The organism is Pleomorphochaeta naphthae, assembly GCF_055396005.1.
In genome coordinates, this window is sequence record NZ_AP042457.1 from 966,536 (window position 1) to 993,275 (window position 26,740).

Annotated in this window: 20 protein-coding genes and 1 tRNA gene; 9 read left to right on the plus strand and 12 right to left on the minus strand. The window is 27.6% G+C overall.

What is annotated here, in order from left to right:
* Positions 1–68 precede the first annotated feature (68 nt).
* Entirely contained in the window at positions 69–1,157 is a 1,089-nt protein-coding gene (locus ACZ5SO_RS04445) for a BMP family lipoprotein (protein WP_464627085.1), read from the minus strand.
* A gap of 329 nt (positions 1,158–1,486) precedes the next feature.
* On the opposite strand from ACZ5SO_RS04445, the gene ACZ5SO_RS04450 reads away from it, so the two are divergent.
* Together ACZ5SO_RS04450 and ACZ5SO_RS04455 are read left to right on the plus strand one after the other, a co-directional pair.
* Positions 1,487–2,158: a lysophospholipid acyltransferase family protein gene (locus ACZ5SO_RS04450; RefSeq protein WP_464627087.1), complete on the plus strand. Its 672-nt coding sequence runs from the start codon at positions 1,487–1,489 to the stop codon at positions 2,156–2,158.
* A 2-nt stretch (positions 2,159–2,160) separates the two neighbouring features.
* Positions 2,161–2,919, plus strand: a complete 759-nt coding sequence (locus ACZ5SO_RS04455) for a hypothetical protein (protein WP_464627088.1) — start codon at positions 2,161–2,163, stop codon at positions 2,917–2,919.
* Positions 2,920–2,972: 53 nt separating this feature from the next.
* Here ACZ5SO_RS04455 and ACZ5SO_RS04460 read toward each other — a convergent pair whose 3' ends face one another.
* From ACZ5SO_RS04460 to ACZ5SO_RS04485, 6 genes are all read right to left on the minus strand, one after another.
* Positions 2,973–3,539: a CYTH domain-containing protein gene (locus ACZ5SO_RS04460; protein ID WP_464627089.1), complete on the minus strand. Its 567-nt coding sequence runs from the start codon at positions 3,537–3,539 to the stop codon at positions 2,973–2,975.
* A 3-nt stretch (positions 3,540–3,542) separates the two neighbouring features.
* The gene (locus ACZ5SO_RS04465) at positions 3,543–4,319 is read right to left on the minus strand and encodes a hypothetical protein (protein ID WP_464627091.1); all 777 of its coding nucleotides are present in this window, start codon (positions 4,317–4,319) and stop codon (positions 3,543–3,545) included.
* 7 nt (positions 4,320–4,326) lie between these two features.
* Complete coding sequence (locus tag ACZ5SO_RS04470; protein ID WP_464627092.1) at positions 4,327–4,536, minus strand: zinc ribbon domain-containing protein; 210 nt, start codon at positions 4,534–4,536, stop codon at positions 4,327–4,329.
* A gap of 131 nt (positions 4,537–4,667) precedes the next feature.
* Positions 4,668–5,213, minus strand: coding sequence for a glutathione peroxidase (locus ACZ5SO_RS04475; protein WP_464627094.1), 546 nt, complete (start codon positions 5,211–5,213; stop codon positions 4,668–4,670).
* A gap of 325 nt (positions 5,214–5,538) precedes the next feature.
* Positions 5,539–7,008 (minus strand): hypothetical protein, encoded by a 1,470-nt coding sequence (locus ACZ5SO_RS04480; protein WP_464626327.1) that lies wholly within the window; start codon positions 7,006–7,008, stop codon positions 5,539–5,541.
* Positions 7,009–7,484: 476 nt separating this feature from the next.
* Positions 7,485–7,557, minus strand: a tRNA-Met gene (locus ACZ5SO_RS04485).
* 154 nt (positions 7,558–7,711) lie between these two features.
* Between ACZ5SO_RS04485 and lnt the strand changes: the two genes are divergently transcribed.
* Positions 7,712–9,385, plus strand: coding sequence for an apolipoprotein N-acyltransferase (gene lnt / locus ACZ5SO_RS04490; RefSeq protein WP_464627095.1), 1,674 nt, complete (start codon positions 7,712–7,714; stop codon positions 9,383–9,385).
* 92 nt (positions 9,386–9,477) lie between these two features.
* Positions 9,478–11,595 carry a polyphosphate kinase 1 gene (gene ppk1 / locus ACZ5SO_RS04495; RefSeq protein WP_464627096.1) on the plus strand — a complete coding sequence of 706 codons (2,118 nt, stop codon included), beginning with the start codon at positions 9,478–9,480 and terminating at the stop codon, positions 11,593–11,595.
* On the opposite strand, the gene ACZ5SO_RS04500 is transcribed toward ppk1, so the two are convergent.
* Complete coding sequence (locus ACZ5SO_RS04500) at positions 11,588–12,007, minus strand: hypothetical protein (protein WP_464627098.1); 420 nt, start codon at positions 12,005–12,007, stop codon at positions 11,588–11,590. The genes ppk1 and ACZ5SO_RS04500 overlap by 8 nt on opposite strands.
* Before the next feature lie 102 nt (positions 12,008–12,109).
* Between ACZ5SO_RS04500 and ACZ5SO_RS04505 the strand changes: the two genes are divergently transcribed.
* Both ACZ5SO_RS04505 and ACZ5SO_RS04510 read left to right on the plus strand, forming a co-directional pair.
* A complete protein-coding gene (locus ACZ5SO_RS04505; RefSeq protein WP_464627100.1) occupies positions 12,110–13,375 on the plus strand; it encodes an HD domain-containing protein in 1,266 nt (421 codons plus the stop codon).
* Positions 13,360–14,121: a PP-loop family protein gene (locus ACZ5SO_RS04510; protein ID WP_464627102.1), complete on the plus strand. Its 762-nt coding sequence runs from the start codon at positions 13,360–13,362 to the stop codon at positions 14,119–14,121. The genes ACZ5SO_RS04505 and ACZ5SO_RS04510 overlap by 16 nt, the downstream gene beginning before the upstream one ends.
* A 361-nt stretch (positions 14,122–14,482) precedes the next feature.
* Here the strand turns inward: ACZ5SO_RS04510 and ACZ5SO_RS04515 are convergent, their stop codons facing one another.
* A complete protein-coding gene (locus tag ACZ5SO_RS04515) occupies positions 14,483–16,336 on the minus strand; it encodes an IS1634 family transposase (RefSeq protein ID WP_464625568.1) in 1,854 nt (617 codons plus the stop codon).
* A gap of 363 nt (positions 16,337–16,699) precedes the next feature.
* Here ACZ5SO_RS04515 and ACZ5SO_RS04520 point away from each other — a divergent pair, with 363 nt between their 5' ends.
* The 3 genes from ACZ5SO_RS04520 to mutL all read left to right on the plus strand — a co-directional run bounded on the left by ACZ5SO_RS04520 (position 16,700) and on the right by mutL (position 23,634).
* Positions 16,700–18,043: a hypothetical protein gene (locus tag ACZ5SO_RS04520; RefSeq protein WP_464627103.1), complete on the plus strand. Its 1,344-nt coding sequence runs from the start codon at positions 16,700–16,702 to the stop codon at positions 18,041–18,043.
* A 19-nt stretch (positions 18,044–18,062) separates the two neighbouring features.
* Positions 18,063–21,389 (plus strand): bifunctional UDP-sugar hydrolase/5'-nucleotidase, encoded by a 3,327-nt coding sequence (locus tag ACZ5SO_RS04525; RefSeq protein WP_464627105.1) that lies wholly within the window; start codon positions 18,063–18,065, stop codon positions 21,387–21,389.
* A gap of 436 nt (positions 21,390–21,825) precedes the next feature.
* Positions 21,826–23,634 carry a DNA mismatch repair endonuclease MutL gene (gene mutL / locus ACZ5SO_RS04530; protein ID WP_464627106.1) on the plus strand — a complete coding sequence of 603 codons (1,809 nt, stop codon included), beginning with the start codon at positions 21,826–21,828 and terminating at the stop codon, positions 23,632–23,634.
* On the opposite strand, the gene ACZ5SO_RS04535 is transcribed toward mutL, so the two are convergent.
* The 3 genes from ACZ5SO_RS04535 to ACZ5SO_RS04545 are packed head-to-tail and all read right to left on the minus strand — an operon-like array spanning position 23,608 to position 26,482.
* Positions 23,608–24,354, minus strand: a complete 747-nt coding sequence (locus ACZ5SO_RS04535) for a hypothetical protein (protein WP_464627107.1) — start codon at positions 24,352–24,354, stop codon at positions 23,608–23,610. The genes mutL and ACZ5SO_RS04535 overlap by 27 nt on opposite strands.
* Positions 24,344–25,486, minus strand: coding sequence for a 1-acyl-sn-glycerol-3-phosphate acyltransferase (locus ACZ5SO_RS04540; protein WP_464627109.1), 1,143 nt, complete (start codon positions 25,484–25,486; stop codon positions 24,344–24,346). Before ACZ5SO_RS04540 ends, ACZ5SO_RS04535 begins: the two co-directional genes overlap by 11 nt.
* Positions 25,487–25,498: 12 nt before the next feature.
* On the minus strand, positions 25,499–26,482 hold the full coding sequence (locus ACZ5SO_RS04545; RefSeq protein WP_464627110.1) for a dihydroorotate dehydrogenase-like protein: 984 nt from the start codon (positions 26,480–26,482) through the stop codon (positions 25,499–25,501).
* Positions 26,483–26,740 lie beyond the last annotated feature (258 nt).

Consider the following 26,740-nt stretch of genomic DNA (forward strand, 5'->3'; position numbering starts at 1 on the left):
ATTCGGTTACAGAATTAGCGTAATAAGGCCACCAATCTAGGCGGCCTTATATACTTGAAATTAAAATATTATTTCCATAAACCATCAAGCTGTTCAGCAACAACAACAATTTCGCCGGATTTCATCATATCCATAACTTCATCGCATTTTGCTTGGATTTCAGCACTAAGATTTGGATTATCAGTTGGGATACCAATACCATCTTCTTTAGCTGTAAGAACAATTGAAGTTCCACCAGGGAAGGTGCCATCTAATTCTGCTTCAATCATATCATAAGAAGCTCTGTCTAAATATTTCATAGCACTAGTTAAGATACATGATTCACCATTAGGCATTAAACCTTCAGCATATTGGTCAACATCTACACCAACAACCCATTTATCTTTACCAGAAGTTCTTTGAGATTTACCTTCGTTAATAACACCTACACCAACTCCACCAGCTGCTGCAAATATTACATCAACACCTCTATCAAACATTGTAGCAGCCATTTGTTGACCTAAAGCTACATCGCTGAAAGAACCTGAATATAAACAGTCTTCTTGAGCTATAGAAACATTAGTTCCTAGGTTTTCATTAGCATATTTAATACCTTGTTGCCAACCCCAGTTGAATTTTTGTACAGCAGGGATTTCCATACCACCAACAAAACCGAATTTGCTGTTAGGCATTTTTAAAGCAGCAGCTACAGCAGCTACGAAACCTGATTCTTGTTCAGCCCATGAAATAGCAACTGTATTATCTCTAATTACAACTTCGCTATAATCACCAGGTTGTGGAACACCGTCTAGTAATACGAATTTTACATCAGGATATTGATCTTGAGCTTTGTAAATAGTTGTTTCAAATTTATAACCAGGAGTGATAATCATATTGTAACCACTGTCAGCTAAATCTTGTACACCAGCCATATAATCTGCTTCTGTTGTTCCAGCAGGCTTAATATATTTTGGAGTAAAACCAAAATCTTCACCAGCTCTTACAATACCTTCCCAAGTTCCTTGGTTAAAAGATTTATCGTCAATTGTTCCAGCATCAGTTACCATACCAACTCTTAATGTTGTTTCTGTAGTTGAAGCTTTTTCAGTTTGTCCATTTGCAAAAACAAATGAACCTAATGCTAACATAGCAAATAGTAAAGTAGCAAATTTTTTCATTACTAATCTCCTCTTTAAATTTAAATAGTGGATTTTTATATAATATCATTATCAGTGATAATGTCAAATATAAAAAAAAATATTTTAAATATTTATTTATGGAATAGCTCAATATTAATGATAAATTTTTCGATATTCAACCCAAAATGAATAATATTTTATATGAAAGCAAAAAAATAAATTTTTAATTTTTTTTTACTGTTTTTTTATTATTTTAATCATACTACACAAAAATTAACATAATGGGTATTTTTCTTGTTTTTTTATTTTAATTTTTAAAGTTATAAATTTACTTGACCTTTAGATGTTAAAATTAAATAATAGAGATTGTGAAAAAGAGAGCTAAAATATTACACAATATTTATAAGTCATTTGTTAAATTAATTTTAAACTTTAACTACGACTTTTGTGTATGGAAAGAAGAAGAATTTCCCCCTGGTCCAAAGATTTTTTGTTCTAACCATTTTTCTTCATCCGATGTGCATTTTGTTACAACCCTTTCAAAAGAGCCTTTGCACATGGTTATTGGGCCTGCCTTTTCAATTAAATATGTAAAAAACTTTTTGTATTGGAGTGAACAAATACCTGCTTTAACAAAAGAAGATAAAAAAAACGTAATAAATAATGCTGTAAAATATCTTAAAGAAGGTGATAATGTTTATATTTTCCCAGAAGGAAGATTAAATACTTTAGAAGAGTTAGATATCTTTAGAGCAGGAATTGCTAGGATATATTTAGCATATCCAGTACCAATAATACCCATTGGGCTAATTGCACCTAAGAGAAGAGTTAGAGACAAGCATAGTTCAGCTGCAAAAAGAAAAGTTACAGTAGTGAACAAAAATTATTATGCGAATATTGGGTCTGCTATAATGTTTAGAGAAGAAGAAGAAATTGCAAAAGATAATCCTAAATTGGCTGAAAAATTAATTTTAGAAAAGCTAAGGAGTAAAATTTCTTTTTTAGTTGATGATTTAAAAACTAATAAGTTTTGGAGCTAAAAATGGAAAAAGATGAATTAAACACTTTGTTTGAAGATTTTAAAAATAGAGTTGTAGAAATTTCTCAACATGGAGATAAAGTAAAAAAATTAGATTTTTCATGTACCTTATTAAATGGTACTGGATTTAAATTTAACTATGATGTTAATAAATACAATAAAAAATCGACTAAATATAAACCTGCAACTACATTTAATGCTGTTGTGGATATTATTAGTGCAATTATCTCAATTATTTTCTTATCGCTATATATTGGAAATTATTTAAAAGTAAGTACTCAACTACCTGTAGTTAATTTATTTATAGTTACCCTTTTTGTATTTTCAATAACTTTTTTTATACTAAGAGCTGTTTATCATCTTTTTCATGTTGATAGTTTAGTAAGAAATCCTTTATTTAGAATTTCTGAAGGTATCAAAATAGTATTGTTACTTAATATGAATACATTAGTTTCAATAATTTATAAAATTAACAATATTACATTGGTAGTTTTTTTATCATTTATAGTATGTTCCTTGGCCCTATTGTGTATGGGCATTGGTACTAAAGGTTCTTTTAAAATTGAAATGATATTAACTTCTCTTCTTCCTTTTTTTATGTTAGTAAGTTCAACTGATTTGGTAATACTATCTAGTAGTATTTTGCTCTTTATATCTTCTTTTATTTATATCTTTATGGAAGGTAAAGAGGCTAAAACAAATTCAATTTTTACTATATTAGGATTAAGTTTATTTATAATGGGTATCTTTTCATTATTATAGTATAAAATGTAAAAAGCCATTGCAATTAAAAAAAATTAACAATGGCTTAATTGTTATTCACAAAGCATTTGTGAATAGTAACGTTTTTCAATGGCTGAATGTGGAATTTCAAAGATATCTAAAGTTTTATATAAATTTTTAATCAACTGATCAACTGTTTTCACATCTTCTTCAACTACAAATTCTATTTCAAAAAACCAACCTAGCTCATTAACTTTTAAAAGTTCAATATGTAGAGGATATTCAAAAAATACAAAATCAAACGAATATCCTTTTTTATTTTTTAACATTGTTTGTTTAAAACCTAAACTTTCAAAAAAAGTAATAGAAGAATCAAAGTTCTCATAAGAAAGGTTAACTTCAATTTCTCTATTATTTTCAATCCCCTCATTCATTATTTTTTCTTTAACTGTATATACAGTTTGTTTTGAAATAAAGTTAGTTGAATCTTTAAGAGTTTCTTTTCTTACTCTAAATGTTTGTTCAATCAATGGATTGAAAAAGTAAATATCTTCTTTTTCTTCATATAGCTCATTTTTGACAAATGGTGACTTCCTAATTTTTTCTAATAGGCTTTGCCAATTGTCAACATGAGCTTTTAGTTCAATTTCTTTAGACATTTTTTAATCTTTCCAAGGGAAAATCATATTTTTTATAGATCTATGACCGACATTTTCTCTCTCTTCATAGAGAATGTCTTCCCAGTTAACATGTTTTATATTTTCTTCAGGATGTTTTTCTAGCCAATCTAATTTTAGCAATAACAATTTGAAAGCCACTTGATTAGCTAAAGTAATACCTGTATAGCTAAATAATAAACCTGCTGTAACAACAGTTAATACAATTTGAATTATGTTATAAACGGCTAAAAATATAGTAGTACCGAGATTTCCAATTGCCATAATAAAACACTTTTTAAATGTTTTCATAGGTTTATCTCCAGTAAATCTGCTCATCAAAGGTAAATAATATTGGAGTGCTAATAAAACAGTCATTAAAATCCAAAAAGTAATTACCCCTAAAAATAATCCAATATAATTACCTAGATTTAAATAAAATGGCATTACAATAGTTGCTAAGATTATCAGTAGCACGTTAATAAATGACAAAAAGATAGCATGGGTTGTAAAAAGTTTTATTCCTTCTTTGTAACCTGCAAAACCAACCCTTTTATAATCACTATAATTGAGAGTAATATTTGCAATTCCGACACTGTGGAATGAAAATAGAACTACAGAAGCCAAAAGGACTAAGATTGCAAGTAAAGAAGAAGTGCCACCATATTGCATGCCTAAACTAAATACTAGCAATACAAAAAGAAATCCTAAATTTGATACTACTAGCCCAATCAAATTATCCCATGCATCAAAAAAAGCTTTTTTAATTAAAAATCCTATCATATTTTTTCTAATTTAATAAGAAATCTAATACATTCATACCGCTAGAACTATTTTTCTTATATAGCTCAGTGTAGCCACAATTATCACAACTAATTGTTACAAACTTTTTGTTTTGAACATCAAAAATTTTAGCAAAATTCCCGCCAGTTGCTTGAAATACATCACTTTGATAATGTGTACATCCACATTTTGGGCAAACATATTGTTTCTTATCCATTTTTTACTCCTCATATTATTTTGTGTACTCTAACATATTATAATAAAAATAATCAAATAAAAAAATATCTGCAGTATAAAAACTACAGATATTTATTATTCAATCACAACATAATCATAATTTAAGGAGAATTATAATAAATTAACTATTTCTTCTTCTAATTTTTCTAGACTACGAGTTGGCTCAAATCTCTTAATTAAATTACCTTCTTTATCGAATAAGAATTTAGTAAAGTTCCATTTAATTGAACTTTTTTTAGCATAATCTTTATCGAATTTAGGAAGTAAATCTTCTAAAATTGGAGTAATTTCGTGTTCTTTATCAAAGCCTTCAAATTTTGTGTTTTTAACTAAATCTTTATACAATGGAATTGCTAAATCACCATTTACGTCTATTTTAGCAAATTGTGGGAAAGTAATTCCGAATCTGCCAGAGCAAAATTCATGAATTTCTTCAGCTGAGCCTGGGGCTTGTTCTCCAAATTGGTTACAAGGAAAGTCTAAAATTTCTAATCCTTTATCTTTGTATTTTTTATATAAGCTTTCTAATGGGGCATATTGTGGAGTAAAACCACATTCAGTAGCTGTATTAATAACTAAAACAACTTTACCTTTATATTTTGATAATGATACATCATTGCCATTCATGTCTTTTACTGTGTAATCATATAAATTCATGTTAATCTCCTTAATTAATAATTATTCTTAATAACTCATGAGTCACGAATTCTCCGTGACTTAGAGTAAATCTTGATTTATTATACACGAAATTTATAATTTTCCAAATATTTGATAAAAAGTTGATTAGATTCATCATTTCATTAAAATTTTAAGCTATTTTTCTTGAATTTTAAGATTTTTCTTTTTTTTAGGATACAACATACTTGACCCTGTGCGTTTTGAAAGGGCAATATATCCTTAAATTGAAGGTTTTGAATTATTTTTTCGCTGTCAATGAAAAGTGGTAATCAATTCCAGATGTATTAAATGGCTAAAAAAAGTCTCACGAGATTTTATTTAGTATTTTTAATGGGTTTCCAATATCTTTACTGGTATAGAAACCCATTTTTATTATCTCTTTAATATCATAAGCCATGGTTTGTTCACTATTTGTTTCACTTCTATAAGTTCGTAACCACTTAGTAGTTTTTAAATTAAGCTTTCTTGCTTTTATTGATAAAAGCTGTAACATACCTTGAGCTACTTGTCCCAGAAATGTATATACTTCAGTTGCTCTATAAGCAGCTATTATTTTTTTTCTTTTTAATGGACAATCTATTAAGTCTACAGGATCTTCATCTTTTGCCTTTCTAAAGTGATTTAGTTTTGGCATTGCTTTAGTCCAAAAGCGATAATTAAAACTTCCAATTACATGTTTTGCTCTAAGAAAACCTTCTTCACACTTCCATCTAGAGCTATAGACTTGTATAACTGTTTTAGCATCAACTGTAAGATCTGTTGATGCTAAAATTGATTTATGTCCATTCATTTCAACAAGAACAAATCTCATCTTACGATAACAACCTAATCCCCATAAACAATCTTTTATAAAATATCTAACTTTTTGATTTTTCCCATATATAAATATTTCTTCTTCTTTGAAGTTATTCTTTTCTGATTTAAATAAATCATATAGTTTTATTGAAGCTCCTTTAAGTCTTGGCCTTCCTCTCGTCCTTGGACCTTCTACTTTAAGAGGTTCTTCATAACCAATCCCATTACGTCTTAACTTAGTTATTATTTCTATAGTGTTCTTTGATTTATCATCTCTTTTACTCACATCATTTATTTCATCAATCATATTTATTACATCTCTAGAAAGGAAATATCTATCTAGAGCATAAAAATAATTATGGTTAGTTGTTTTTAAAACATTTATCCCTTGCTCTATCATTTGTACAACATGAGATTTCTTTTTATAATCTTTATTATCCCACATTTTTATAGTATGAATGCCATCTTCAATATCAGAATTAATTGGAGTACAAAACATCTTTCCCGAAGAAGCCCCTGTTAAAAGCCCAATAGCCCCAAAGAGATGTCCCCATATCATATTGGGCTTTGCCATAGATTCAGAACTTTGAGAATATCTTTTAACTCCAGCCATCTTTCGACCACTCTTACCTTGCTTAACACCATCTCCGATAAGAACTCTTCTATCATCAATTTCTATTACATCATCACAATCATTTGCAAGATAAGAACACCAGATTTCTCTTAGTTTATCTAATTCAAAACTAGAAGAGCGAAAGAATCGATCAAGCCTGTGATAAATAGCTGTAGGATTTTCATCAGTATCAAATCCACTTCTTACAAAATCACTAACACCTACAATGTCGTCTCTAAGGATGAATCCAAGCATAATTCTTGAAAAGTTATCAAATGATTTCTCTCTTGAGAAAGCAGGTCTAAATAAATTAATCATTTCCTTTAGCTCTAATATAATTGATAATTTTCCTGGTTTTATTAGCATATAGTACTCCATAATTACATATTATTAGTTTACTAATTATACTAAAAAAAGAGATTATTTACAACTAATTCATTGTATTATATGAAATTATTTTATTTTAAAACCAAATACAACAAGGTCCTAAAGAGGACCTTGTCAAAGCATTAATCACGCTATAATATTGAATAGCATGCAAGAATATAATAATTTTCTTCAGAAGATTATCTGGATTAAATTTTTATAATTATAAGTTGCGTGCTTTAGAAATTTCAGTAGAGAACTCGCGACTCACGAGTTAATAAGTATAAGATATTAATTAATACTGATTTTGTCAATGAAAATATTTAAATTAACAATAACTTATAAAATTTTGTGTTTTTTTTAAATAAAAAATAGATAGAACTGATTTTAATTGAGGTAAGATAGGAACTTTTTTCAAAAGTGGAAAATAATTAAAAGAATATAAAAAAAAGACTTAGCTAATTAGCTAAGTCTTATAGCGGCAAAGGGACTTGAACCCCTGACAAAACGGATATGAGCCGTTTGCTCTACCATCTGAGCTATGCCGCCTTGCGTATCTCTCGAACACGTTGGCTACAATATATTTTATTGTAATTTTCGTCAATAGTTTTTCTAAAAAAAATATAAAAATTTGTTAATTTGGTATCCTAAGGCTTTTTTAGATGTTATTATTTAAAAAAAAAACTACTACTTGGAGCTTTTGATGAAAAAGAGAAAAATGTATACCCTACCTTTGGAAATTGTTTTAACAATAATTTCAGCTTTTTTGTATGCCCTAGCTTTTCCTTCTTTTTTAAATGATAATGGTTATCCTATCTTTGCATTTTTTTCTTTAATTTTTGTAATATACGCTGTAAATAAAACAAAATGGAAATATACCTTTCTTTTAGGATTAATCTTTGGCGTGTCTTTTTTAGGGATTTTTAATTACTGGCTCAAAACTTTTCATCCCTTAGCAATAGTCATTGGCCCTGTAGCTAAAGGAATACAGCTTTTTTTCTTTTTCCCAATTTTTAAATTATTTTATACTGTTCCTAAAAAGTATAAAGCTATTTCTCAGTCTATTGCATATATCCTTTATTCTTATATTGTTCAACAAGGCTTTTTAGGATATGCGTATGGATCTTTAGCTTCTACAACATTAAATTTTCCTATTATAGCTCAACTTGCAAGTGTTACTGGTATGTGGGGAATTTCTTTTTTGTTATTTTTGCCTCAGGCCTTTATTGCTAATTATTTAATTGATAGAGAAAATCTTATTTTTTCAAAGTATCTAGAAAAGAAAATTGATGGTGTTTTGTTATATTTATTTATTTTTTTATGCGTTTTAATATATGGTTATTCGTCAATAAACTATTGGCAGAATAAAAAACCTGATGAATATGTTAAAATTGCAACTATTCAACATAATGCAGATACTTGGGAAGGTGGTTATAGTCAATATAAGAGTAATTTTGAAACATTAACAAAACTAACAAAAGAATCTATGAAATTATCTCCAAACTTAGTAATGTGGAGTGAAACCGCTTTTGTACCTAGTGTAGCTTGGCATACTAAATACCCAAGTAGCCAAAGAACTTCACAATTAGTTGATGATTTTATACAATTTGGTAAAGAATTAGGAGTTCCTTTAGTAACAGGTAATGTCGAAGGGGTCTTAAAAGATAATGGAGAACCCCCATTCTTAGATAATGGTGAATGGAATCGTGATGATTATAATACGATTATACTTTTTGCTGATGGAGAACTTAAAGATACTTATAGAAAGCAACATCTAGTCCCCTTTACTGAATATTTTCCTTATGAAAAACAATTCCCTCGTTTTTATGAATTCTTAAAGTCACATGATTATCATTGGTGGCTTCCTTCTGATGAATCTAAAGTTTTTGACTATAATGGCTTAAAATTTTCAACTTCTATTTGTTTTGAAGATATTTTCTCAGATATTAGTAGAGATTTTGTAAAAAATGGCTCAACACTTTTATTAAACTTATCTAATGATAGTTGGTCGAGATCTATCGCAGCAGAACAACAGCATATGCACTTAGGAGCTTTTAGGGCAATTGAAAACAGAAAGAGTGTTGTAAGATCAACAAACAGTGGAATAACTTGCTTAATTACAGCCTGGGGTGAAGTAATTGAACCAATTACACCTTTTAGTGAAAATTATAGAGTATATAATGTCCCTATTTATTACAACACAAAAGAAAATACAAGCTTTTACACAAAGCATGGTGATTACATGATTTATATCTCAGCTATTATTGTTCTTTTATATAGTTTTTATAGATTGTTTCAATATTTATATTTTAAAAATACAAAAACCAAGAAATCAAAAGAGATGTCCAATATAGAGAATTCTAATTTTAATACCTGATATTTGATTGTTTTTATATTTTATCGTAGTTGTAAAAATAAAATTGCTGTAATATTATGTAAGCAGAATACAATTATTACCAAGGGAAGAAAATGAGAAGTTTACACACTCAAGGATATACTCAAAATAGAGAATTATCATGGCTAAAATTTAATAGAAGAGTTTTAGAAGAAGGTATGGATGAGACTGTGCCTCTTTTAGAAAGATTAAAATTTATTTCTATTTTTTCTAGCAATCTTGATGAATTTTTTATGATAAGAGTTGGTTCTCTTTTTGATATGCTTGAATGTAATGATATTGTAGTAGATAACCGTAGTGGCTTAACTCCACAACAACAATTAGCTTTAATTTATGCTGAAGTTGCAACCTTATATAAGGAAAAAGAAAAAGCTTATTTTGAAGTTGAATCCCAACTAAGGGTTCATCAAATTTCTAACTTAATGTTTAATGAATTAACTTCTTCAGAGAAGAAATATGTTAAAAAATATTTTGAAAAAAATATTTTACCTATTTTATCTCCACAAATTGTTGATTCACGTCATCCTTTTCCCCATTTAAGCAATGAAACTATTCATGTAGGGGCTATGCTAGAGCATAATGGAGTTGAATTATTCTCTGTTATTCCTGTTCCAAATGCCCTTCCCTCTCATATCTTTTTACCTGATTCAAAGGTAAGATATATAAGCATAGCTAATATTGTTTTAAAATATTATGATGAAGTTTTTTCTATGTACAAAGTTAAAGATAAAACTATTTTTAGAGTTACTAGAAATGGTGATATCAATGCAGATGATGAAGCTTTTGAAATTGAGAATGATTTTAGAAAAAAGATGAAAAAACTTTTGCAGAAAAGAAAAAAACTTGCTGCAGTAAGACTTGAATTATCATCAAAAGTTAGCGACTCTTTTTTGGATTTCCTAACAGAGAAAATAAATCTATCGAGAGAAAATGTTTTTGTTACAGATGCGCCATTAGACTTATCATATGCCTATCTATTAGATGATTATTTAGATGCGCATTCAAAAAGAACCTTATCCTATAAACCTTTTATACCTCAAAAAACTCCTATGATAAATTTAAACGAAAGTCTTATCAAACAAATACAAAAAAGAGATTTACTTTTATCATACCCTTTTCAAAGTATGGAGCCATATCTAAAATTAATAAAAGAAGCTGCTAGTCATAAAAATGTTATTAGTATTAAAATTACGATTTATAGGTTAGCCTCTCAAGCTAAATTAGTTGAATATCTTTGTATCGCAGCTGAAAACGGAAAAGATGTCACCGTTTTAATTGAACTTAGGGCTAGATTTGATGAACAAAACAATATTGACTGGTCTCAAAGATTAGAAGCGGCAGGTTGTAAAGTATACTACGGGTTTGAAGGTTTTAAGGTTCACTCTAAAATCACTTTAATAACCTTGCGAGAAAAAGGTAATTTAAGTTATATTACACAAATAGGTACTGGTAACTACAATGAAATAACAGCAAGGTTATATACAGATTTAAGCTATTTTACAAGTGATCCAAACATTGGATTGGATGCTACACATTTTTTTAAAAATATGTCAATTGCAAATTTAATTGGATCATATAAACATTTATTAGTTTCTCCTGTAAATTTTAAGCCCTCAATTTTAAACTTAATTGATAGAGAAATTGAAAAAGGTGAAGATGGCCTTATTAAAATAAAAATTAATTCAATGACTGATGTTGATCTAATTGAAAGATTAAAACTAGCTTCTTGCAGTGGTGTTAAAATTAAGATGATTATTAGAGGTATTTGTTGTCTAGTCCCTAGCGTTAAGGATAAAACTGAAAATATTGAAATCAAAAGTATTGTAGGAAGATATTTAGAACATTCTAGAATCTTTATTTTTGGCAAAGGTGAAGAAGAAAAAATGTACATAGCTTCTGCTGATTTTATGACAAGGAATACAGAGAGAAGAGTAGAAATTGCCGCACCAATTACTAATCCTGTTATAAAAAAACAAATTCATCACATTATGGATATTTGTTTAAATGATAATGTTAAAGCTAGAAAGTTAGACCACAAAGGTCAATATAATAAAATAAAGAAAACAGGCAAAGCTATTGATGCACAGGCTATATTGATGAAAGAAGCTATTGAGGAGAGTAAAAAACCTGTGATTAATGACGATAAACCTTTAATGAGATTGATTAAAAAAATTATGAAAAAATCTAATTAATTTCCATAGATATAATTTTATTAAATTGTTTATCCAATATTAATTTAACTACGATATCATTATTTATTAATACATTAATTGTTATATTATTTGGTTGATAATATGTTTGACTTACATAAATAGATCCTTGGATTGGAAGAAGAGAAGCAAGTTGTTTACTATTTTCTTTGGTAAAACTATACTGAAATTCTTCATTGACATATTTTTCAATCCAATCGGTAGAGTATGAACTTTGGAACATTTCTATGATATATTTTTCCAGTGAATAAGGAGATCCATTTTCTATAAATCCAATTTTAGAACTTTTTGGTGAGATTGGAATTGTATAAATTGAAATTTTTTGTTCATCTCCAACACAAATATTTATAGAAAAGAGCAAAATTAATGTAAATAGAAATAATTTTTTATTCATAGTATTAGAATAAAACAAATATTGAGTGTGCTCAAGAAATAAAGATAAGAAAATAATTTTTATTCTTATTTAACTTCAAAATTAGAGCAAAAGGAAGATTATATGAAAAAAAATAGCTTATTAGAATATTTGGAAACTGATTTTAATATTTCTGTCAGAGATCCTTTATGGCAAGATATAAAATTAAGTAAACCTATGAAAAAAATATATATGACTAAAGAAGTTCAAAAATTATCGAGAATTAAACAACTTGGTCCAACAAATTTAGTCTATCCAGGAGCTATGCACACTCGTTTATGCCACAGCTTAGGTGTATATCATTTGGCTAAACAAATAATAATTTCTCTATTATCAAAGCCAATAGAAAATCCGTTTACTAAGGATGGAATTGATAGTTTTTTAGCAGCAGCTTTACTTCATGATATTGGACACTTCCCTTACACTCATTCATTAAAAGAATTACCACTAATAGATCATGAAATATTAGCTACACAAATTATGAATGCGGATAATGAGTTAAATGATGTTTTAAAAAAGGAACATTTTAATATTGACAAGATATGTAATATATTAAACTTTGAAACAAAAGCTAGTGATGATGAAGTTAAATTCTACAAATCACTACTTTCGGGAGCTTTAGATCCAGATAAATTAGATTATTTAAATAGAGATGCTTTTTTCGCAGGAGTAACTTATGGATTACAAGATTGTTCATTCATTATTTCACATTTAACTATAAAAAATTCAGTTAGCACCTTATTAGAGAGCGCTAAATTATCATTAGAACATTTACTTTTTTCAAAATATCAGATGTATCAAACAGTTTATTGGCATAAAAAAACTCGTTGTGCAACTGCTATGATTAAAAAATCACTTTTATATAATTTGGAAAAAGGTATAATAAATGGTGAAGATTTATATGATTTAGATGATTATAGCTTTAATGCATTAGCTCAAAACAACTCAAAAACATTTTACAACGTATTAGCAGTTCGAGATAACAAATTATTAAAAACAAAATATGAAAAACCTTTTGACATTGATGATAAATTCCATTATTTTTGTCTTGATTTAAAAAATAGAGCGTTAAGTGAAAAATTTATTTATAATCAATTGGTTAAAAATCATCCATCTTTAAGGGAAGATCAACTAATAATTGATATTCCTGAGCCTATATCATTTGAAGTTGATATACCTATTTTATTTAAAGATGGTAGTGTGAAATCTTTTAAAGAAATTGATGATGTATTTAGTACGTCTGTAATTAAAGGATTTGAAAATGCTCTAAGGAAAGTTAGGATTTTTACCATTAAAGAAATAAATAAGAAAGAAATAGAAGAGGCAATTAATAAATGCAAGATAAGTTGAGTTATAAAAAGTTAATAGAAGGTGATATTCCGCCATGGGTGAGAAGATATATAAAACAAACAGGCAAGACAATAAATAATTTTGATATGATTAAAGATAACGAAACAATTCTTTTATCTGTTTCAGGGGGAAAAGATTCATTAGCCTTAGCCCTAGCTTTATCGCTTAGACGGAAATGGTTACCAATAAATTATACTTTGAAAGCAATTATGATAAATTGGATTGAACATCCTATAAGTGAAAAGGCAAAAGAAGAGTTATATGCTTTCTTCGAAGCTCTTGATATAGATTTTAAAATTTTTGATGAACCTCAATACTCCCCTTCATTTAAGGGTGTTTTTAATTGCTATTTATGTTCAAGAAATAGAAGACGTATATTGTTTAATTATGCAAAAGAGAACGATTTAAAAATAATAGCCCTTGGCCATCATCTAGATGATTTAGTTGAAACTACTTTAATAAACTTATGTTTTAGAGGGAATTTTTCAACTATGTTACCTGTGCAAGAATTCTTTAATTCGACTTTGTATATTATAAGACCAATGATTGAGGTACATGAAAATGTTTTAAAAAGGTTAGCTCAAGTCTATGATTTACCCGTAGTTAAGCCTGTCTGCCCTTATGATTCTACAAATATTAGATCGAAATTAAAACCAATAATATCTAATTTATCTCATATAGATCATTTAACTAGAGAACATGTATTTAAAGCTCATGAGTTCACAGATAAAATTTCAAGAGAATAAATGTGTTACTTTTGTCTTAACTGGCTTTAAATCTTTATTAATTTTTCAATTGTTAAATAAAGTACTTTTAACATAGCAATTTATACTGTATAATTTGTTTAAGAAGAAAATAACCTGTCTTTGACAGCAAAAAAAGAAAAAATTTCATATAATTCTTTACTCTAAAAGAACTTATAAGAGGTATTCATTTACAAAAAGTTGTAGTTTTTTTTTGTAATTTTTGGATTTTTTTAACAATTTTTTTACTTTTTTTCTTAATATCTTTGTTTAGCACCGTTTTTTACATATTTGCCAAATAATTCCTTTACGTGTAAATAATTATAAATTTATTCTAAAACATTTTTTTGTAGTACTTTCAGTTTTACTTTTTTGTTTTAGCTATTATTTTCTTTATCTCTCCGATTGTTAAATATTTCCTATTAAATGTTGTTCCTAGAGTTTCATCTATTCTTTCTAATACTTTATTATAATAATCAAATATATAGAAATTATTTTCTAATTTAGATCCATTCGCTTTTCTTAAACTTTCTATGATTTCTTCTGTCGTGAATTCTTCACCTACATTTTTTTCTAATATTCTAACAATAGTTAGAGCAATAAAGCATATTAAGAAATGACAATCAATTCTTGGTTCTTTATAGTGATAAACTGGTCTAACTTCAAGATTGCTTTTTGTTATCCTAAAGGTTTCTTCTATCTCCCAAAGGCCTCTATACATTTTTATAATATCATAGCCTGATACTTTTTTATTTAATTTAAATAAACCTTCTTTTGTGAATTTGCTTTTACCTTTAAATGGCTTTTCATCCTCTTCTAGTCCAACTACATTTGTAAATATTACATAATATCCATCTAAAGCTTCTTCTTTCTTTAATTTTTCTTCATCAAATAATAGTTCTACATTTTTAGGTGGAACAAGTTCACCATCATCTTTGATATAACATTCTTTAATATATTTGTAGCTTCCAAAAGACTTATTTAGTTTTTGATTGTTTCTTACAAGAGTCTTTGCTTTTTCTAAAGCTGACTGTCTATCTTTTTTTGCTTTCCTAGCATATTTTTCACTATAAAAAAAGATTTGTCTTTCTTTTATTCTTATTTTAGTTGTTGTTTCATGTCTTATATCAGGAACATTAATTTCTCTATCAGTTAGAATGTCTTTTAGCTTTAATATTTGAGTTTCTCCATTATCTCTAAGAATCGAGTTTTTACTTTCATATCGTTGAGCAACAGGTATCTCAACATATTTATAGTCTTTTTGGTCCAATACAAACTTTTGGAAATCACTAGAAGCTCCTCTAATAGAAGCACTAATTACATATCCATTTCTTTGGGCTCTAATTCTACTAATGTTTTCACCACTCATCATACCTTTATCACCAACAATGATGATATTTCTGAGATCAAGGTTTAATCTAGTCTCTCCCATCATAGGTATTAAAGTTTTACAGTCATTAGTATTTCCTGGGAATAATTGGTAATTTAGAGGTATGCCTTGGTCATCCATAAATAATCCCATTTGGACTATTGGATTAGGTCTATGTTCTTTTGAGACACCTTTTCGTCTAAATTCATCATTATCATTTACTTCAAAGTAATAATTTGTTACATCATAGAATAATAATGTTGTATCTCTATTATATTTTTCAATAATTTTCTTATTTAAATGAACAAATAAATCATCTTTCCAAGATACTAAATTATCCATAAATCTATATATATGTTGAGATGAAAAATCCATTTTTTCAAAGAATTTACCCTTATTATTGTAAGCTGATAATTTAGATCCTGGGAAAAGGATTCTTGAATAGACTAAAAGCTTAAGTATTGCATTAGCGTTGTATTGAGAGTTATTACTTCTATTTCGATTATTAATAAATTTATCTAATTCTAATTGATGATAAATAACAGATAGTGCTGCAGCTCCTAAGCTTTTCCTATTAGTAGCAATATCTTCCTTATCTAAGGTTTCAAGTTCTTCAAATACAGAGATTTCTATCGATGTTTTTTTCTTCTTTTCTTTTAGTTGTTGAGACTTTAATCTATATTCTTCTTTAAAATGAGCAATTGGATCATCATATAAGTGAGCATAATCTTCAGCATAACCTAATTTTTTAATTATTCTTTGCTTAACCTTACCATTTTCTCTATAAGATTCTCTAACAATCATTATATGTTTACCAGTCTTTTTCTCAGGAAGAATACTTACATACATAAAAAAGCCTCTCAAATATTAATTTATTACACTTTACATTGTACTATATGCTTTAAAACTTGTCAACGTTCACGACGTTCACAATAAAATGTAAGTAAAAAAGTATAAAAAAATAGAAGCTCTTTCGTTAACTTCCCATTTTACGTTACTTATATTGTTTGTTACTTGTAAATTATTAATTTCCTAACTGTCAAACTCCGGAGTTCACAGATAAAATTTCAAGAGAATAAATGTGTTACTTTTGTCTTAACTGGCTTTAAATCTTTATTAATTTTTCAATTGTTAAATAAAGTACTTTTAACATAGCAATTTATACTGTATAATTTGTTTAAGAAGAAAATAACAAAGATTAAGGAGCTATGTGTGCTTGCTAAAAAAATCATTTTGCCATTATTGTTACTTTTTACAATAAATTTATCCATATATGCTGATTTTGGATTAGATATTGGTTTTAATTATGAAAATACAGCAATTGATGAAAATGGAAACTCTGTAACAAATGATTACCCATTTAGCTTAGTTGCGTTACCTTCTTTTAGTGCAGGAAAACTTTCATTTGAATTAAATACTCCACTTTTTTTTAGTATTGATGAAGACTTTGTTACTTTTGATTATTCAAATTATTACCTTCCTGAAGCCCAAGATGATTTATTAGATAGTACATTAGAATATACAAAATTCTTCTTAAGCTTTATTAATTATCTTCAATGGTCAAATTTTAATGAAGATTTTGCTTTTAGAATTGGTAAAATTACAAATAGTACAATTGGTGATGGAGCTCTACTTTATCATTATGAAGATGAAAATGTCACTACTTTTAAGACGAGAGCAGGTTTACAAATTAAATTAGATGGTAATATGCTCAACTTGCCACTAGGTATAGAATATGTGACTACAGACATGTTTAATCCTGATTTATCAGGGGGCCGAGTATTTGTTAGACCATTGTTCTTCCTAAATAACGGCTTTATTAATAAGTTAACTATTGGGTACACCGTTACATATAATAAAGAATATAATGATTCATCTTCAGATTATTGGCTAAATTTTGCTTATGATTTACAATTGCCTCTATTTAAAAATTCTAAATATTCACTAATTAGTTATTATGATTTAATTAGTGAAGAAACTTTAGATTCATCAACTGATACAAGAAGTAGAGATTTGTCTCAACGATATGGTTTTTATGGATGGTACTTTACAGATTTGACTTATGATGTCCATATTCAAAACTATATTGAAACAGATGCTACAACATATGAAGACTTTGGAACAAGTAATTGGGATTTAGTTTCAAAAACAATAGTTCCTCAATTAGAAAGAGATTTTGTAATTAGTGCAAATACTGGTTATTATTCGAATAATGGTTTAAGTAAATTTACATTAGGTTCAGAAATTGAATTTATCGATATGGAATTAGATAATTATGATTTAGAGATAGACTTGATAAGTTCTAAAGCAATTGGACCCTTAAATGGCTTTACTGCTTCTGTAGAAAAAACCTATTATAGAGATTCTTCTACTAATGAATTTACTGAAACTTTTTATGAAGGCTTAAGATCTTTTAAAAATCTGGATTTAGACTTAACAGCAAATATAGTTTTTTATCAAGTCAATACAATTATATTAAACTACAGTATTGAAGGTAATGAAAGTGGCGATATAGACCCAAGTTTATCTTTTGGGTACAAATTTTCACTTTTATAAGTAGTGAGAAGGAATGTTTATGAATAAAATAATTAAAAGAATATTAACAACTTTATTACTTGCAACAATTATTGTTTCAAGTCTATTTTCTCAATCGGCTTCATTTAACATTATTAAAGGAAACAAAAAATCTTTAAAAGTGTACAATGAATTTGGGAAAAGGATAAATATTGTTTCAAATGAAAATAATCTTATCACTAGTAAAATAATTTTTCAAACCTCAGACGAACCAATTTCTCTTTCATACGGACTAGGTATAGTTGATTTAGCACCTAATTCTTTGTTAGTAGTTGATCCTTTCGCAACAAAACCAATACTTTATTTAATTGATGGACAATTGACTTTAGATACTGATACAACTAGTATTCTTGATTACATAATAACAACACCAGTTAGTAAATATGAATTTTCTAGCCCTGCTAAGGTAAATATTATTAGTACAGAAAAAGTTGAATATGGAGTTTTTTATAAAGGTAAAGGTACTTCATATAATATTTTAACTGGCGAGAAAACAGTTTTAGAATCTGATCAGATGATTGATATGGCTTATCCAAATAACTTTACTTTAGAAATACAAACAGATATTGGTGAAGATATAAATGTTGATAATCCAAATATTATTGAAAAAGTAACAACTGCATATATTGAAAAAGACTATATTCAATCTGCTGAAAGAAAATTAGCAAGTGAACAAGAAAGGTCAGCATTCTTAAATAATCAATATTTATTTAATGTCAAACCTATCCAAAAGAGCGATAATTTTGACAAATATACCACTATTAATTTCATTATTACAGGTAATGGTCAAGGAAATATCTCTGCACTTAACTTCCCAGCTTTTTCTGGAATTATAAAGGAAGCAAAAAAGAATAATGAAAATATCTTATTAATTGATGGTGGAAATACTTTAAATGGTTCACCTTATGTTAGTTTTGATAAAGGAAAAACAGTTGTTAAAGCTTTAGATTTGATCGGATATGATGTTTTTGTACCTGGTCCTTTTGACTTTGCATATGGGCCTGATTATCTTTCCCAACTAAATAAAATGTCTGAAGTAAGTTTTATTAGTACTAATGCAATAAGTAAAGATAAGTTATTCTATTTAGATCCTTATGGCCTATATTTATTTGACGATTTCAAAATTGCAGTTATTGGATTATCAAATCCTTCAGATTTAACATCATTGATGGATTTAGATTTAACTAATCAAATTTTAGTTGAAAATGCACAAAAAGCAGTTGATGCTGCAAATGAAGTTGCTGACTTTGTAATTTTAGTATCTAACTTAAATTATGAAGGTTATGATAGTGCATATATTTTAAATAATGTTAAAGGCTTAGATTTAGTTATAGATAGTAATAATAGTGATGCTACATTAATGAGTATAAATGGTACACCATTGATTAATACAGGTGTGGGTTATTCACAAATTCAAAATTATACAATTCAGGTAAAAGGTAATGAAGTTGTCTCTTCTCGTTATGCAAAACTTTATTCTTCAAATATTTTGGAACCAGATAATCGCTTATTAGCTTCCCTTAATTTAGATTCATTTGAAGAAGATTCTCAATTATTAGATTTATTTAATGAAATTGAAATTCCATCAAATTTATCTTATTTCTTAATTCCACCAGTAATAACAAATGTTTCTGTTTCTCCAACTAGTCAAGAGACAGAATCAACTGTTGAAGAGATAGCTATTGTTCTTTCACCAACAGTTGTAACTGATGAAGTACCACCTGCTCCAACATTTGTAACTGATGAAGTACCACCTACTCCAACATTTGTAACTGATGAAGTGCCACCTGCTCCAACATTTGTAACTGATGAAGTACCACCTGCTCCAACATTTGTTTCAAACAAAACTACAGAAGGTGAAATTATTAATATGGGAACAACTCCACCGCCACCTACTTTCGTTAGAAACGCTTTAGTTGCTCCAAAATATGATAAGGAAATAAAAGTCACTGTATCTCCTGAAATTAATGCACCCAAATTTAAACCGATATCTTTTATGGTAAAAAAACAACAATCAGATATTGAAAATGAACTTTTAGTAGACCAAATATCTTCAGAGTCGAAAATGAAAGAACACGATATCAATAGTGCTGAAGATGCAAAAATTAAAACTCATATAGGCCTTGATACAACAGTTACAGCTTCAGCAGATATTTATGATTCTTCCTTTACTAACAACGTATATTTAGGAGAAGCAACTATTGTTCCTTATATTTCTTATGGTGGTTATTCTTTAGGATTAAGATTAGTTGGATATTTAGATGATTCACTTTCATTTACTTCAAACTTATATCCTATGGGCGATACAACATATGAAATTATTGATTACGCAACAGATTTAATTGATCATTATTCAATAATAAATTCTAGTGAAAGCATATATATCAAGGGAGAAATCGAAGAATTTGAACCTAATACAGCTTCAGCATTAGTATATGATTCTATAGGCGGAGATAATTTATACTTTAATAGTTCTTTTAGTACAAAAACCTTCCAATTAAATACATTTATATCAGATATTGATGTATCTAAGCCTCTTACTGGAGAAAGTGAAGATAGTATGGGTTTAATTGCTGTATTTAAACCTGTTGACTTACTTAATATAAGTATTGGGGCCTTTGCTATTGGAGATAAAGATGCTTATGATATTTTCCCTACATTTAATTTAAATTTCTTACCAGTATACAATAAAGATTTACAAGTACAATTAAATGTTGGAACAACCCTTTATGTACAAACATATCCAACATTAAGTTTTTTAACTTTAATAGATCCAAATGACCCTAATTTAGTTCCAAACTACTTAGCTAATGCCTCTTTAGATATTACATCTAATACACTAAGTTTATCTATCGGAGCCAATTACTTGGTTACCCAAGATCCTTCAAAGTTTACTACTAATATGATTCATTTAGATACAACTAGAGATGATATTTTTACAGAGGTAGATTCAAATACTTTATCTGCAGTAGCTAAGTTTGGTTACAATAATGAAGTAGTTGATTTTAATTTAAATTATACACTACCAATGGATATCTCATCTTTTGATATAAGTGATGATCTAATTGACGTGGATTTAGCTTTTAATTTCGATAAGATTAATTTTGGTGGTTTCTTCTTGTATAATGACTTTATTAATAATGTACAATCATTTACTGATATTAAATCATTCTTAATAAATTCAAATACTGAATTTGGAGGTTATTTATCATATTCAGTAAAAGATTTAACATTACAAGGTTATGTTTATGTTCCTAGCTCATCAACTTCAACTGTTCCATTAGAACTAGAATTAAGCGTAAATTACAATCTAGATTTTATGTTCTAAATTATTTCTCGATAAACAACCTTCTTGATTATTAAACTTTATAATATTTCAAGGAGGTTTTTTTATTTATCCAGATATTAAGTAATATTTGTTTATTTTAGTAATTAATTGTGTAAATAAATTGTCCTTTATAACATAGACAAAAAAAACTTAATAAACTAAAGAATATCATAATCAAATATGGTTTTTGTATTAGTTTAGATATTATACAATTATGATAATTGGAAATTTTATAGGAAAAAGGTATTTTTTTTCGGTAAAGGGAATAAAAAACTTTCTCTGAAACTCCATTTTTCAAAAGTATCTTATCCAATAATTTTTCATGATTATTAGTTTCCCTTCTCTGTTAAGATTTTTATAACTTTTGTTACTTTCCAATTACATACATAGTACTTTTTATGCTTTTTTTAGGCATTTATGCTATAATACTTTTAATATGAGAATACATGAATTAAATAAATTAGTTGCCCAAAGAATCGCTGCTGGAGAAGTTATAGAAAGACCTGCATCAGTTGTTAGAGAATTGATAGATAATTCTATTGATGCTAAGTCAACTTCTATTACATTAAAAATTAAAGCAGGAGGCTTAGAAGAAATTACTTTGATTGATGATGGAGTTGGAATTAATAAAGATGATTTAGTAATTTGTACAAATAGTCATACTACAAGCAAAGTAACTAGTATTGAGGATTTATATCACCTAACTAGTATGGGATTTCGTGGTGAAGCCCTGTATTCTATTGCTGCAGTTAGCAAATTGACAATTGCAAGTAGTTATCAAGGTGAAAGAGGCCATACAATTACAGTTAATAATGGAGTAAAAAGCCCAGTGTTACCCAAAGGCCCTGATAAAGGAACCACTATTACTGTTGAAGATTTATTTTCTGAAATACCTGCAAGAAGGCAATTTTTAAAGAGACCTTCTACTGAAGCTACAATGTGTAAAAACGTTTTGATTGAAAAGGCTTTAGCTTTTAATGATATTGAATTTAGATATTATAGTGACGATAAATTAGTATTACATTTACCAAAAACATCTCGTCAAGAAAGAATTGTAAATACTTTAAGTTCTAGGAATAAAATTATTGTTAAAGATACTTTAGAATTGAAGGCTAAGCATGAGAGATTTTCTCTATATGCTGTTGCTGGACTTCCATATATCAAACGAAGTGATCGTTCAAATATTAAAATATATATAAATAACAGACCTATACAAAGCTATGCTCTAGTCCAGGCTGTAACTTATGGATATGGTGAACTTCTTCCAGGAGGCAGTTATCCCTATTGTTATATGTTTATTGATATAGATCCAACATTGGTTGATTTTAATATACATCCAGCAAAACGAGAAGCAAAATTACGTATTCAATCAGAAATACATCATGCAATTGTAACAATGATTCAAAAACAAATGCAAAGGCCAATTCCTAATTTAGAAGATACCTATTATCAAAATGATTTACCTATAAATCAATCAGATTTTAATTATATTAATGATGATTCTAAAAAAACAGAGGTCAAGAATACTCCATCATATTTCACAAAAAAATTACCAAATTCAGTTACAGAAGCTTCAATAGGAGAAGATCCAAGGCCAAAAAGCCCTGATTGGTTTCAAAAAGCTAAAGAGATTTTAGCGCAACCTCCTAAAAATGAAGAACCTAAGGTGGTGGAAAAAGAACAATCTATTTGGGATAAACCAACTAAAAAGAAATTTAAATATATAGGACAGGCTTTTAATTTATTTTTAATTGTCGAAAAAGATGATGAATTATATTTAATTGATCAACATGCGGCTCATGAGAGAATTTTGTTCAATGAAATTCGTGAACGTCAAAGTACCCAAAATCTTTTAATTCCTCTTACTTTTGAAGTTGAAAGAGATGTAGATAATTACTTAAAAGAAAATACAGACATTTATGCTAATTTAGGGATAGAACTACATAGAAAAAATGATTTACTGTGGGAATTATTATCAATTCCTACTATATATAAACCGATTGAAAGCAAAATTATTGAATACATACAGAATAATACAGGAGATGCTAAAGCAATTGAAGAAGGATTATTTGCGATATTAGCTTGTCATAGTGCTATTCGCCAAGGTGATGAAGTTGAAGATAGAGTTGCTATTAATTTAATTGAAAAAGTTTTTGAATTAGATGAGCCTGTTTGTCCTCATGGAAGAACTTTTCTTATAAGATTTAATAATGAAGAATTAAAGAGAGCTGTGGGCAGAACTTAAATCTATTTTTAAGATATTTTTAATTGTATTTGAATCTTCTACCTCAATTTCAACATAATAGACCTCATCAAAGTTATCTATTTTTAATTTAAAAGGATAGCTTTCTTGTTTAAATTTGTTTTCAAAATAATTTGAGCTAAGATAATTTTTGTCTTTATCATAAAACGAAACTTTAATTTTAGAAAATTCATTAGAAATATTTAATGAGTCAATATTATTGGATGAAGTTAAAAGTGACTTTGAAAAAATTAAATATTTATTACTTAAATAAATATTTAATGGATTATGATTTTTTACTTTATTTTTGATTGTAAGGTTTTGTGATAAAGCTCTACCATCTTTACTTAAAAGTTCATAATAATATGTGCCTTCTTCGAAGTAAAAAGAAACAAGACTTATATCATTACTTCCTATATATTCTTGGTTTTCAAAAGTTATTAACTCTGTATCAAGATACCATATCAAAGAACTATCAGGATTATAAAGGTTAAAAGATGATATAGCTACAGATGAATCTTGTAACTTGACTAAAAGGGATAGATTTGGATATTCATAAAATAAGTCAAATTTGTTTAAGTTAGAATCAGTAGCTTTTAAATTATAGGTTGATATAATACTAATTTCAGATTTAGTATCAACTATTTTAAAATCTTTTTGTGAACATGATAGGAATATAAAAGATATTCCTATCATGATTATTAATTTTAAATTAATTTTCAATTTCTTTAAGATATGATCTAACTGGATTAGCATAGGCATTGATTGCATAAGATTTAACTTTTTCGTTTAAATGCGAATATCTAGATAAGAATTTTTCGGTGTCAAAATCTTTATATTGATCTTTAAATCGAGTAGTATTTTCCAGATAATCATAAGCAAATAAATTTGTTGGCCATAATTTATAATTTAAATGAATTTGTCTGTCGATTTCTCTTGCAACTTCATTATGGTCTTCATATTTTTTGTCAGTTAAAGGTTTTCCAACATGAACATGAATTCTTCCTTTAAATTCTCTAAGCCCTTTGACAAGAGAAATTAAATCTTCATGTTTTTTCTTGTTATATGCTCCCTCATTTATTAATTTAGTTACTTCTTCCCTACTCTTATTTATATCGCAAGGATCATATTCATAAGAAACAGCTACTGGCGTTATTCTACATCTTTTAATAAGCTCACTAAATGAAATCTTACTTTTTCTCATTGAAAGGTAAAGCATCTTAATGATGGCTGGACTCGTTTCATCTATTCCATCTTTAGAGCGTCCACTCTTTTGAGCAACCCAAATACTTTTATCCCTGTCTAATATAGTTTCACAGAAGTATTTACTCAAACGAATTGATTCAATATATTTTTCTCGTAAAGGTAAAGTTCTTTTTACAACTATACCCCCATTTAATCTAAACAATGTTTCAACTACCTTGTTACTCATTAGATTATCGCCAAAAGCCATTTCACATAATTGCTTATCATTTTGAAATAAAACATAATCTAATAAAGCACAGTCTAAAACTATATCTCTATGGTTAGAAAAAAATAAATATGCATCATTATCATTTAAGTTTTCAACTCCAGAAAAAGTTAAATCAGTAACTGATCTATCTAATAAAGTTGGAATAAAATACCCAGAAGTGATATATTTTTGAAAATCATCATAATTGTAAACTTTATCAAGAGCTTTGATTATTTCTTTAGTATTTTGTACAATTTTTTCTTTATATTTAGGGTCTTTATTGTCTAATAAAACTGCTAATAAATTTTGAATGTATTGTGGATTACTTTGTAATAATCTAACACCCTCTCTAGCCTTTTCTCCTACTAACGGAGAAATATCATCATATGATTCTAAATCCATTATAATTTACTCCTAACCATGTAATGATCTAATGTATTGAGTTCTTTCCCATTGTGTTGGGTCACTCATTTTTTCTTGGGCTAATATTCCTTTAAACTGATCAATTGATGTATAATCTTTATTTTCCATCCAATTGTTTAATGTTTCTAACATTAGATTAACTTGTTCTAATCCATTGTTCATAAGTACACTACAAATTTCTACCGCTGAAGCACCTGCTAATAGCATTTTAACTAATGTTGTTCCATCATGTATGCCTGTGTTTGCACATAAGTCTAAATTAATTTCTTCACTCATTAATCCTATCCATCTCAAAGTTTGATAATATTCATTTTTAGAGGATAAGACTTCTCCACGTTTAATTTGAACTTTATCAATATCAATGTCAGGATTGTAAAATCTATTAAATAAGACTAAAGCATCATATTTAAGGAAATCTAATTCTCTAATAATATTTGAATTCGATGAGAAATTAGGTCCCATTTTAAGCGATAGTGGTAACTTTATTTCATTTCTAGCTATTTTTGCAAATTTTATAAAGTCTTTTTCTATTTGTCTTCCACTTTCATTTGCATTCGATGCCATAATATAATGATTAATTTCAAAACCATCCGCGCCACAATATGCAAAACGAGGAGCATATTCTTTAATCCAAGAACCATCACCTGTACCATTTAAGGAAGCTATTATAGGGATGCTACATGCTTTTTTTGCATTTTCAACTAATGTTAAATACATATCAATGTAGTGATCTTCACTAGCTCCTTTTAAAAAACCGTAAGCATCTGCATGATTTAAAAAAGATTGTTCAATATCAACATTTGACTCTGCATCTTTATCAATTTGTTCTTGGAAAATTGATTTAACTACGATTGCAGCTACACCTGCATCTTCTAACTTTTTAATACTATCTAAATTTGCTGTTAGTGGACTACTTGCTGCTATAATTGGATTTTTTAATTCTAAACCCATATAACTTGTCTTAAGATTTGCCATTATAAAACTCCATTTTTTAAATGAATTAATTAAAAAAAAGAATATAAATTAATTCATAATATTTCATAACAATAGTTATAATAATCTATTTTGGAAAATAATAAAAGGAATTTTACAAATTAAATATATAATCTATTTATAATTAACTAAATAGAATTTATATTTAATAATTTGTGTTATAAAAAGAATGTTTATGATAAATTTTATATGAAATTTAAAACAAAATCATTCAAAAACATTCAACCATTTTTTAATAAT

What these genes read in the sequence shown, in the direction of transcription:
- ACZ5SO_RS04445 (WP_464627085.1), bottom strand. Translation starts at nt 1,157, where the DNA reads ATGAAAAAATTTGCTACTTTACTATTTGCTATGTTAGCATTAGGTTCA.
- ACZ5SO_RS04455 (WP_464627088.1), top strand. Translation starts at nt 2,161, where the DNA reads ATGGAAAAAGATGAATTAAACACTTTGTTTGAAGATTTTAAAAATAGA.
- ACZ5SO_RS04460 (WP_464627089.1), bottom strand. Translation starts at nt 3,539, where the DNA reads ATGTCTAAAGAAATTGAACTAAAAGCTCATGTTGACAATTGGCAAAGC.
- ACZ5SO_RS04465 (WP_464627091.1), bottom strand. Translation starts at nt 4,319, where the DNA reads ATGATAGGATTTTTAATTAAAAAAGCTTTTTTTGATGCATGGGATAAT.
- ACZ5SO_RS04470 (WP_464627092.1), bottom strand. Translation starts at nt 4,536, where the DNA reads ATGGATAAGAAACAATATGTTTGCCCAAAATGTGGATGTACACATTAT.
- ACZ5SO_RS04475 (WP_464627094.1), bottom strand. Translation starts at nt 5,213, where the DNA reads ATGAATTTATATGATTACACAGTAAAAGACATGAATGGCAATGATGTA.
- ACZ5SO_RS04480 (WP_464626327.1), bottom strand. Translation starts at nt 7,008, where the DNA reads ATGCTAATAAAACCAGGAAAATTATCAATTATATTAGAGCTAAAGGAA.
- lnt (WP_464627095.1), top strand. Translation starts at nt 7,712, where the DNA reads ATGAAAAAGAGAAAAATGTATACCCTACCTTTGGAAATTGTTTTAACA.
- ppk1 (WP_464627096.1), top strand. Translation starts at nt 9,478, where the DNA reads ATGAGAAGTTTACACACTCAAGGATATACTCAAAATAGAGAATTATCA.
- ACZ5SO_RS04500 (WP_464627098.1), bottom strand. Translation starts at nt 12,007, where the DNA reads ATGAATAAAAAATTATTTCTATTTACATTAATTTTGCTCTTTTCTATA.
- ACZ5SO_RS04505 (WP_464627100.1), top strand. Translation starts at nt 12,110, where the DNA reads ATGAAAAAAAATAGCTTATTAGAATATTTGGAAACTGATTTTAATATT.
- ACZ5SO_RS04510 (WP_464627102.1), top strand. Translation starts at nt 13,360, where the DNA reads ATGCAAGATAAGTTGAGTTATAAAAAGTTAATAGAAGGTGATATTCCG.
- ACZ5SO_RS04515 (WP_464625568.1), bottom strand. Translation starts at nt 16,336, where the DNA reads ATGTATGTAAGTATTCTTCCTGAGAAAAAGACTGGTAAACATATAATG.
- ACZ5SO_RS04525 (WP_464627105.1), top strand. Translation starts at nt 18,063, where the DNA reads ATGAATAAAATAATTAAAAGAATATTAACAACTTTATTACTTGCAACA.
- mutL (WP_464627106.1), top strand. Translation starts at nt 21,826, where the DNA reads ATGAGAATACATGAATTAAATAAATTAGTTGCCCAAAGAATCGCTGCT.
- ACZ5SO_RS04540 (WP_464627109.1), bottom strand. Translation starts at nt 25,486, where the DNA reads ATGGATTTAGAATCATATGATGATATTTCTCCGTTAGTAGGAGAAAAG.
- ACZ5SO_RS04545 (WP_464627110.1), bottom strand. Translation starts at nt 26,482, where the DNA reads ATGGCAAATCTTAAGACAAGTTATATGGGTTTAGAATTAAAAAATCCA.